The sequence below is a fragment of the Saezia sanguinis genome (assembly GCF_003991585.1).
GTDB lineage: Bacteria > Pseudomonadota > Gammaproteobacteria > Burkholderiales > Burkholderiaceae_C > Saezia > Saezia sanguinis.
Genome location: NZ_PQSP01000214.1, coordinates 1 through 236, shown reverse-complemented (window position 1 = coordinate 236; position 236 = coordinate 1). Strand labels below are relative to the sequence as shown.

The window sequence follows — 236 nt, the reverse complement described above, 5'->3', positions numbered from 1 at the left end:
GTCTCCGACGAAGGTGATCTTTTCGTCGCGCACAATGACAATGAGGTCGCCGTCGGTGTGAGCCGGGCCGGGATGGATAACCTCGGCACCCAATCCTCCCAAATTCACATACGCCATAAGAGATACGGGGTGGTCGACATGGAGGTCGGGACAGTGAGCTAGCGCAGCCTCGTGCATCCACACTTCAGCATCGGTGATGCCGGGTAGGCCACCGCTGTGGTCGTAGTGGTGATGGG

Annotated in this window: 1 protein-coding gene; it reads right to left on the bottom strand. The window is 59.3% G+C overall.

All coding sequences use genetic code 11. From position 1 onward, the window contains the following. Positions 1-236 (bottom strand): MBL fold metallo-hydrolase (locus CUZ56_RS15550; RefSeq protein WP_126981212.1); only part of this gene is annotated, 236 nt, incomplete at both ends.